This window comes from Flavobacterium sp. SOK18b (genome assembly GCF_014156605.1).
Lineage (GTDB): Bacteria > Bacteroidota > Bacteroidia > Flavobacteriales > Flavobacteriaceae > Flavobacterium > Flavobacterium tiangeerense.
On sequence record NZ_QKNZ01000069.1, the window covers coordinates 26,660 to 35,815 of the forward strand.

9 protein-coding genes are annotated in these 9,156 nt (G+C 31.0%); 6 read left to right on the forward strand and 3 right to left on the reverse strand.

What is annotated here, in order from left to right:
- Window positions 1-46: 46 nt before the first annotated feature.
- Window positions 47-577: a DUF3575 domain-containing protein gene (locus DNC80_RS11010; RefSeq protein WP_182651266.1), complete on the reverse strand. Its 531-nt coding sequence runs from the start codon at window positions 575-577 to the stop codon at window positions 47-49.
- 313 nt (window positions 578-890) lie between these two features.
- Here DNC80_RS11010 and DNC80_RS11015 point away from each other — a divergent pair, with 313 nt between their 5' ends.
- The 5 genes from DNC80_RS11015 to DNC80_RS11035 all read left to right on the forward strand — a co-directional run bounded on the left by DNC80_RS11015 (window position 891) and on the right by DNC80_RS11035 (window position 5,180).
- A complete protein-coding gene (locus DNC80_RS11015; protein WP_182651267.1) occupies window positions 891-1,694 on the forward strand; it encodes a LytTR family DNA-binding domain-containing protein in 804 nt (267 codons plus the stop codon).
- A gap of 173 nt (window positions 1,695-1,867) precedes the next feature.
- Complete coding sequence (locus tag DNC80_RS11020; protein ID WP_182651268.1) at window positions 1,868-2,113, forward strand: hypothetical protein; 246 nt, start codon at window positions 1,868-1,870, stop codon at window positions 2,111-2,113.
- A 39-nt stretch (window positions 2,114-2,152) separates the two neighbouring features.
- A complete protein-coding gene (locus tag DNC80_RS11025) occupies window positions 2,153-2,338 on the forward strand; it encodes a hypothetical protein (RefSeq protein WP_182651269.1) in 186 nt (61 codons plus the stop codon).
- A 222-nt stretch (window positions 2,339-2,560) separates the two neighbouring features.
- Entirely contained in the window at window positions 2,561-4,465 is a 1,905-nt protein-coding gene (locus DNC80_RS11030; protein ID WP_255493227.1) for a tetratricopeptide repeat-containing sensor histidine kinase, read from the forward strand.
- A gap of 19 nt (window positions 4,466-4,484) precedes the next feature.
- Window positions 4,485-5,180, forward strand: coding sequence for a response regulator transcription factor (locus DNC80_RS11035; protein WP_182651271.1), 696 nt, complete (start codon window positions 4,485-4,487; stop codon window positions 5,178-5,180).
- Window positions 5,181-5,334: 154 nt separating this feature from the next.
- Here DNC80_RS11035 and thiL read toward each other — a convergent pair whose 3' ends face one another.
- A complete protein-coding gene (gene thiL / locus DNC80_RS11040) occupies window positions 5,335-6,381 on the reverse strand; it encodes a thiamine-phosphate kinase (RefSeq protein WP_182651272.1) in 1,047 nt (348 codons plus the stop codon).
- 126 nt (window positions 6,382-6,507) lie between these two features.
- Here thiL and DNC80_RS11045 point away from each other — a divergent pair, with 126 nt between their 5' ends.
- Window positions 6,508-7,440: a 1-phosphofructokinase family hexose kinase gene (locus DNC80_RS11045; RefSeq protein WP_182651273.1), complete on the forward strand. Its 933-nt coding sequence runs from the start codon at window positions 6,508-6,510 to the stop codon at window positions 7,438-7,440.
- A gap of 278 nt (window positions 7,441-7,718) precedes the next feature.
- Here DNC80_RS11045 and DNC80_RS11050 read toward each other — a convergent pair.
- The coding region (locus tag DNC80_RS11050; protein WP_182651274.1) for a hypothetical protein at window positions 7,719-9,156 on the reverse strand (1,438 nt) is incomplete at its 5' end.

The following is a 9,156-nucleotide window of genomic DNA, read 5'->3' on the forward strand; positions in this document are numbered from 1 at the left end:
ATAATTATAGCATAAAAAAAGCTTCTCATTTGAGAAGCTTTTTTGTTTAGAAACGGTAACCTAGTGTTATACCACCACGCGGAACAATCTCTGGGCTATTGGTACTTAGTAAATTTCGACCTATTCCCGCATTAATTTCAAAAACAAAGCCACGTTTGTGAATCCATTTAGAACCAAGACCAAAACCAAGAGCAAAATCGGAATATTGTTTGCCCTTTACGGTATAGTAGTTTTGGTTTACAGGGTCATATTGAGAATAGGAGCCATCTTTTCCTGTGCTAATCATACTAAAACCCTCCACAAAAAATCCAGCAGCTGTTTTTTTTCCAAAATAAGCACGGTAGTAAGGAGTTAAGTTAAAATTGCTATCAAATTCATCTTCGGCAACAAAGAAAACGGTTGCACCTAAACCACTATCCTCTGTAATTAGTCTCTCGTAGGTAATCTCTACGGCACCTAAAACGAGAAATAATGCATTTCCTTTAATTTCATTTTTCTTGAAGGTTAACACTTCTTTTTCTTGGCTAAACGCTATACAGCAGTAAAATAAACATAATAAAGTAGTTGTTTTTCTCATGATTTTTTTTCATAAAAGTAAGATAAATTTTAATTAAAAATTATTTTCACTAAAATATTTTAGAAAAGTGATATTTATTTTCCCCATAAATTTTGAGTATAAATCTTAGAATGATAACCAGTAGTATCGTATTGTAGAATAATTCAAAAAAAAAAATAAAACGTTATATTGTAAAGTTTTTCAATGAGGAAAATGTTTTTTGAACTTGGTATAGGATATTTTATACTTTTGTTTTTAATTGTCGTTTAAAATACCACTTTAGAAAGTGCTGAAAATATTGAATTGTAGAGGATTATAAATTACAAACCCAAAAATGCAATATAAATACATAATTATAGATGACGACCCAGAAAGTCTCTTGCAAACTAAATTGGTTGCAGATGGATTTCAGGAACTTTGCTATGTGGGATCCTCCTATAATGCCACTGACGGCTTAGATCTTGTATTAGAGTGCAAACCCGATATTATTTTTATAGAAATAGACCCAAAAGACCGCAACTCAAATTTGGCGTTGCATTTTATAGATTGCCTTTATAAATATTTGAGTGTCATGCCCATTTTTGTAGTTACTACTCGTGATAAAAAACTGGCGTATGACTCTTTTCAATATGGTGTTAGGGAATATTTGATCAAACCTATTGAGCCTTCTACTATTGTAAAATTTTTGTTGAGGTTAAATAAAAAAGTAGAAAAGGAAGGAATTACAAATGAGATTGCAACATTTCACCATCAGCAGTTCCCTGTAGTAAGTTCAGTGCCTGAAGTTCAATCCTTGCGTTTGTGTATTAAATCCTATGGTGACTACCGGTACATTGATGCAAAAGACATCTGTTTCCTAAAAGCAGATAATAATTCTACAGACATTCATTTGAACAATGGGGAACTAATAACGGCTTTTAAAACACTAAAATATTTTGAAACAGTTTTGTCTCAACCCTTCGCGAGGATTCATAAAAGTTACATCGTAAACAGAAACTACATTTCTAGAATTCACAGCGGTAATGCTCTTTGCTATATAAAAAACTCCAACGCACGCATACCTTATTCTAAAATGTACAAAGCGAATGTTGACCAAATTATCACTGATTTTGCAAACGGGAATTATTTAGAAATATAAATTTCCACACTTTACCCAATTTTCATACCTGTACACTCGTACACAGACCTGTTCTACCATTAACCTATTTTTATTGATTGTTGTTTGTATTTTGTATAGTAGTTTTACCTCAAGATAAGCTGTTAATCAGCACTATAATGAGTTAAAATAATATAAATATAAAACCCCAAATCATGAAAAAATCAATTGCAACATTAGGATTATTCACGTTATTAATGGTACTTACTTCAGTAGAATCAAACGCAAACATTACTCCATTAAGTAATAACAAAGGTCAAATTGAGATTTTGATTTTAAATTCGATGAAATTGGAGCTTGGTGGAGAAGGTTCAGTTGGTGGGAATAAAAAAGATGATACCCCTCCTAAACCAGAACCTACGTTACTAGACAAAATATCTGATTGGTGGGATAGTTTATAAAAAGGTAAAGCAGATACAATTCTTTAAGAAATATTAATCATGAAAAATACAATTATAACCACTGTTTTAATAGGGATAGTTTTGGTGTTGACCTCCTTTACTTTTAAGAAAGAATCTTCTCCATCAGCAATGAAAGTATCTAAAGAGACTGCTTTTAAAATTGAAAATGTAAATATGGAGCTTATTGCAAATACATCTGTAGGAGGGAATAAAAAGAATGATTAGTACGTAATATTTTTAAATTCTATCAAAGCTGTCAAATATTTGGCAGCTTTTTTTTTGGTAGCCGTTTAATTCCTTATTTTTGATATTGTAATACACCGCCCATTGAAACCTACTTTATATATTATTCTTTTGTTTTTTTTTCTAGGTGTGAATTGCACCAAAAAAAAAATAGTTACAAAAAACAAGACAATTCCAAAGGATAGTTTAGAGATTTTTTTTTCGTTGGCTAATAATTTTGATTTATCACTAGATCAAAGAGAGCATTATATTCAAAAAGCCTCGGCTATAGTCAACCGTCAAAATAATGATTCTGTTTACCGTACAAATTTATTCAAAATAGCCAATCGATATTATAACTTAGATCGTTTTGAGGACTATAAAAAAACGGTAATGCTTATCATAAAAAAGTCCGGAGTGCAACGGGATAATTATAGTATTGCAAAAGGGAATGTATATTTAGGAGACTATTTTTTGTTAAAAGAACGCTCTGACAGTGCTTTTTATTATTATAATAAAGCTGAAAATAAATATTTAGAGTTAAATGATACTTATAATGTTGCGTCAACGATTTTTAATAAAGCGACATTACAGTATACGGAGAGTGATTTTTTAGGAGCTGAAAAGGCAGTTTTTAAAGTTTTAAAAATTATAAAAAACAAAAATTACAACGATATTTCGTATAATTCATACAACCTTCTAGGACAAATTTATAACGAACTTGAGGATTATAACAATTCCATTGAATATCATAATAAGGCTTTGAGGAGTATAAATAATAATTTTATAAAATCGTTTTCTCACCCAAGGGCAACTTCATATAATAATATAGGAGCGGTTTATCAAAACAAAAAGGATTTTCGCATATCAAAAAAGTATTTTGAAAAAGGTTTATCAGAGAAAAATGTCTCGAAGGATAAGCCAGTTCTATTTGCAATGCTTTTGAATAATTTAGCCTATTCTAAATTTCAACTTAAAGAGAATGAGGGGTTGCCCCAATTGTTTTTTCAATCTTTAAAGATTAGGGATAGTTTAAAACTGACTATTGGTATTATTGCAAGTAAGAATAGTATTTCGGAGTATTTTTTGTATAAAAGAGATACTCTAAAAGCTTTACAATTTGCTAATGAAGCATTGTATCTATCTAAAAAAGTAAACAATTCTCGTAGTATATTAAATACATTAAAGCAATTGTCTTTAGTAGATCCAAAAAATACGGCATATTATAGTAAAGAATATATTTTAGTTAGTGAAAAAAGACAAAAATCAGATCGTGCTATAGGAAACAAATTTTCTCGTATTGAATTTGAAACAGAAGAAGTTATAGAAAAAAATGACTACTTAACAACTAAAAACCGAAATTTATTATATGGTTTGATTTCATTTGTAACAGTAGGATTGTTGCTTTACCTAGTTAAAAATCAAAGAAATAAAAACAAGGTGTTGCTTTATAAACAAAGACAACAAAAAGCAAATGAAGATATTTATAATTTAATGATTTCGCAACAGAGTACGATAGACTTAGGGCGAGTTAAAGAAAAGAAAAGAGTAGCTCAAGAGTTGCACGATGGGGTTTTGGGTAGAATTTTTGGGTTAAGAATAAACTTAGATACCTTAAATCAATTTGATGATTCAAATGCTATTGAAAAACGAAATGAATACTTAGTAGAACTGCGTAACATTGAGCAAGATTTACGGGAAATATCACATGATTTAAGCAGAGAGAATAAAGAGTTAATCAATAATTTTGTAGTCATTTTGCACAATCTTCTTGAAGAACAAAGAAAAACTTTTTCTACAAATTTACACGCAAGTATTGACAATGCTATTGATTGGGACTCAATAAGTAACTCTATCAAAATCAACATTTATAGAATTGTGCAAGAAAGTTTACAAAATATAAATAAATATGCGCATGCTAATTCCATCCATGTGAAGTGTTTAAAAAACCAAGATCAACTAATTTTAGAAATTATAGATGATGGAATTGGTTTTAACACAATCAAAGCAAAAAAAGGAATAGGTTTGCAGAATATCAGGTCAAGAGCCTTAGATTGTAATGGGACTGCAATAATTAATTCCATAATTAGTAAAGGGACCCACATTACAATTACAATACATTTAGTATAACCATTTAATACTAGAAAAAATGACAATTGAAGCCCCAGCTAAAATTAAATTTAAGAATAACATTTTAATCGTAGACGATCACCCTTTTATAATTGAGGGGTATAAGAATGCTATTACTCGGTATAAAACCGATGAGTACACATTCATGATTGATCAAGCTAAAAACTGTGAAACAGCTTATAATATTATAATCAATCCGGAAACGGCTCCTTTTGATATTGCTTTTCTAGACATTAGTATGCCTCCTTTTGAAAGTAAAAACATTTTCTCGGGGGAAGATTTAGCCAAATTAATCCAGGAATATATGCCAAATTGTAAAATTATTTTACTGACCATGTATACTGAATTATTGAAAATCAAAACGATTGTTAAAACCATCAATCCAGCAGGATTGATTGTAAAAAACGATTTAAATTTTGAAGTTTTGATTCATGCAATTGATACGATTATCAACAACAAAATATATTACAGCGAGTCAATTTTAAACATGTTAGAAATAGCCGATGCTGACGGCATTGAGATAGATGTGTTTGACAAGCAAATTTTATTTCACCTTTCGAAAGGAACCAAAAAAAATGAAATGCCAGAATATATCCCCTTATCAGCAGGTGCAATTGAAAGAAGAAAATCAGATCTAATGAAGCTTTTAAAAATTGAAAGTGGATTAGATAAAGATCTGGTTCAAGAGGCTAAAGCTAAAGGATTGTTGTATTAATTTTTTGATGCCAATTTTCTTTTAAATCAAGATTAAAGAGTATTAACGTGTATCAATTATATAACAAGATACTTTTTATCAAATAAAAAATGCCGCAAAAAGTCTTGAACTTCTTGGGGCATTTTTAAATAGGTTCCCTTTTTTAACCGAATAGTTATTCGCTTAAAGCATCCCATCCACGGGCTTTGAGTGGAATTTTGGTGTCTGCACGCGTGATTAAATGAATTCCTTCACTTTCTTGAGTCATGTGACCAATAATTGTAAAGTTTGGATTGGCTTTTATTTTCTCAAAATCTTGTATGGAGATGGTAAATAGCAACTCATAATCTTCGCCTCCATTGATGGCAACAGTGGTGCTGTCAATATTAAACTCTTCGCAAACATTGATAAACTGAGGGTCAATAGGTAATTTATCTTCATATAAATTACAACCTACTTTTGATTGTTTGCAAATGTGCATGATCTCAGATGATAATCCATCTGATATGTCAATCATAGCCGTAGGTTTTACTTCTAGGGCATGTAATAATGTGCGCACATCTTTTCGGGCTTCAGGTTTTAATTGACGTTCTATCAAATAAGTATAAGCATCTAAGTCAGGTTGATTATTTGGATTAACTTGGAACACTTGTTTCTCTCTCTCTAAGACTTGTAAACCCATATAAGCAGCGCCAATATCACCTGTTACAACCAGTAAATCAGTTTCCTTAGCTCCATTTCTATACACGATTTCCTCTTCATTGGCTTCGCCAATAGCTGTTATACTTATGATCAATCCTTTTTGAGAGGATGTAGTGTCACCACCAATCACATCAACTTTGTATTCTGCAGCAGCATGTGTAATACCAGCAAATAATTCTTCTAAAGCTTCGAGTGGAAATCTGTTGGAAACGGCAACCGAAACGGTGATTTGAGTTGCTTTGGCATTCATGGCACAAATATCCGAAATATTAACAACGACTGCTTTATATCCTAGGTGTTTTAAAGGCATGTACGCCAAATCAAAATGTACGCCTTCGATTAATAAGTCAGTTGAGACTACCACTTTTTTGTCCTTAAAGTCTAAAACAGCTGCATCATCACCAATTCCTTTTAGAGTAGAAGCTTGTGTAATTTCAAAGTTTTTTGTCAAGTGATCTATTAGGCCAAATTCTCCTAGTTGAGCAATGCTGGTGCGTTGTGGGTTTTTATCTTCTATCATGGCACAAAGGTACGAAGGTTTTTTGTTTGCTACAAAAGCTGGCTTTGGTAATCAAAGTAAATTATGAAGCGCAACAAGTACAGTTTTTAGCCAGAAAACTTTATCTTTAGGTTTAAAAGAAAAATAATGAACACTCCAAAGATAACGACGCTTACTTTAAACCCGTCATTAGATAAATCCACTCACTTCACAAGATTGATTGCTGAGCAGAAAATACGTTGTAACAAGCCGCGTTATGATGCAGGAGGAGGCGGTATTAATGTATCTAAAGCAATAGCAAAATTAGGAGGGACATCAACTTGTATTTTTACCTCAGGCGGCTCTTCTGGAGAAATGCTCGAGGAATTGATTGCCAAAGAAAATTTAGAATCTAACGTACTACGTACCAAAAACTGGACTAGAGAAAACTTCATCGCTTTCGACAATACTTCACAATCACAGTATCGGTTTGGTTTTCCTGGAAACGAATTATTAGAAGACGAAAAAAATACAATTCTACAAAAGATAAAAGACTTAAAAACAGATTATCTTGTCATCAGCGGAAGCTTAAATGAAGGATTACCTTCTGGTTTTTATCAACAAATAGCCCAAATAGCTAAAGCTTATAACATTAAAGTTATTGTAGATACATCTGGTGAACCACTGCAAAAAGTGTTAGAAACAGGAGTCTACTTGATAAAGCCCAACATTGGCGAATTAGCAAAATTAATTGGTGTAGATCGATTAGAATTACCAGAGGTTGAAAAAGCGGCCAAACAATTAATAGAAAATAAAAGTGCCGAAATTGTTGTAGTTTCACTTGGAGCTGATGGAGCCATTTTAGTCGCTAAAGACGAAACACATTTTGTTAAAGCGCCAAAAGTAGAAAAGAAAAGCACCGTAGGAGCTGGTGACAGCATGGTTGGAGGTATGGTATGGGCATTGTCTCATAACAAAACTTTAAAAGATGTTATTCAGTGGGGAGTTGCTTGCGGTTCTGCAGCAACTATGAACGAAGGAACTCAACTTTTTAAAGTAGAAGATGTGATGCGATTGTTGGAGTTGTTGCAGAACAAATAGATTTTATATTCCAGAGAAGATAGTATCAATTGCCGTTGGCTTTAGTCAACGGTTTTAGATAATGTTTTTGCAGAACAAATAGATTTTAAATTCAAGAGAAAATAGTATCAATTGCCGTTGACTTTAGTCAACAGTTTTAGATTCAATTCTTGATTGGCTTTAGCCAAAGGGATTGTGCTAATTGGTTTAAAGCCAGAAAAAAATCTCTATTTTACCTTTGGCTAAAGCCAAAGGCAATTGAACTCATCGAATGTTTGTGAAAACAGGATTCAAATCTTTTATGCTTTAAATTTTCTAAAGGACTGAATCATTTCATAGATGCCAAAGGCAATAAAAATCTTTCCCATAATAAAAATAAGCCAACTCCAACCATTTAGTAAATAGGTTCTGTCATTTTCTAATGGATTTAAAAAATCTGTAACCAGGAAAAATCTAAAAGCACCAACAAAAAACTCATTTGTTTTCTCAAAATCAAAACTTCCAGAATTTTCAATTCGATATAAAATTGAATACCATAATAAACCAGATAAAATTGTAAACCAAAATGCCCAAAACCAGTTACCAAAATTAGAAGACCATTTTGTTGCCCAAAGAATAGATGTATCTTTAAAATTTTTTAATAGTTTTAATTCTTTATAATGGGCAGCAAGTTCATAATTGCGATAAGTATTAAAATCAATTTTATTTTCAGTTTTCTGAAGTTCTTGTTTGATTGCTCTTAAAGTTCTTTTCCAATCTAAAATTTTAGATTTATCTTTTAAATATGATTTATCAAGAACCTTGTTTATTTTCATTTCATCAAAATAGGCACCTCCCCCAAATTTCACTTCAAATAGTTTTAAAGTATTGAATTCAGCATCTGTAAAAGACGAAGATTTATCAAAAGTACATCTATCAATGTCAAGAAAGTCAATTTTGGATTTATTAAACAGTGAAAATCCCTTAAACTCGCAAGCAACAAATTTTAATTTCGAATGATTAGAATTTTTACAATTTTCAAACCAAGTTGTACTAAGAAAATCACAGTTTTCAAATTGAAATGTACCCGTAAATTTTGATTGGGAAAATGAAATTTTCACAAAAGTATTTTTATAAAAACCAGGAAATTCGAATGCAGAACCAACTGGCTTTAGATACGCTGAAGTATTAAAAGTTACTCTTTTGTAAGTTGTAAATGAAGAAAATGAATTTTTTCCGAATAATACATTTGTAATTGTTGAATCCTGAAATAAAGAAATATTATTGTCTTTCCCCAAGGTATTTCCAAGAAAATCAAATTTTCCTTTCATATGTTTTATATTTTCAAAAACAAAGACTTCAATGATTGTATTTCGAATGCTGAAATCAGTAGTCAATATTGGCTTGTCAATTTCAGAATCATTTGAAAATTGAAAAATTTTTAATGTGAGTTTAGTTTTTCCACCACCCCCTAAATTTAAGGATTTTAAACTTTTAGTATTAATAAAAGATAATCTATCGAAATCGCAATCTGAAAAAGTTACATTACAGTTGAAAGTACAGTTTTTAAATTCTAACATTAGTCTTTCATCCTTAATATTTTTAAAATCTAAGTTTCCACAATCAAAAATGCAATTATCAAAGCTAACCCAATCAGATTTTAATCGATTAATACTTAATCTTTGATCCGTTAAATAGAATGTTTCATTTTCAATAATATCTAAATTCGCTATTTTATTATAAAAACTCTGTGTACTT

Excerpts from the sequence above, each read along its gene's own strand:
- DNC80_RS11045 (WP_182651273.1), top strand. The coding sequence starts at position 6,508 with ATGAACACTCCAAAGATAACGACGCTTACTTTAAACCCGTCATTAGAT.
- thiL (WP_182651272.1), bottom strand. The coding sequence starts at position 6,381 with ATGATAGAAGATAAAAACCCACAACGCACCAGCATTGCTCAACTAGGA.
- DNC80_RS11020 (WP_182651268.1), top strand. The coding sequence starts at position 1,868 with ATGAAAAAATCAATTGCAACATTAGGATTATTCACGTTATTAATGGTA.
- DNC80_RS11015 (WP_182651267.1), top strand. The coding sequence starts at position 891 with ATGCAATATAAATACATAATTATAGATGACGACCCAGAAAGTCTCTTG.
- DNC80_RS11025 (WP_182651269.1), top strand. The coding sequence starts at position 2,153 with ATGAAAAATACAATTATAACCACTGTTTTAATAGGGATAGTTTTGGTG.
- DNC80_RS11035 (WP_182651271.1), top strand. The coding sequence starts at position 4,485 with ATGACAATTGAAGCCCCAGCTAAAATTAAATTTAAGAATAACATTTTA.
- DNC80_RS11010 (WP_182651266.1), bottom strand. The coding sequence starts at position 577 with ATGAGAAAAACAACTACTTTATTATGTTTATTTTACTGCTGTATAGCG.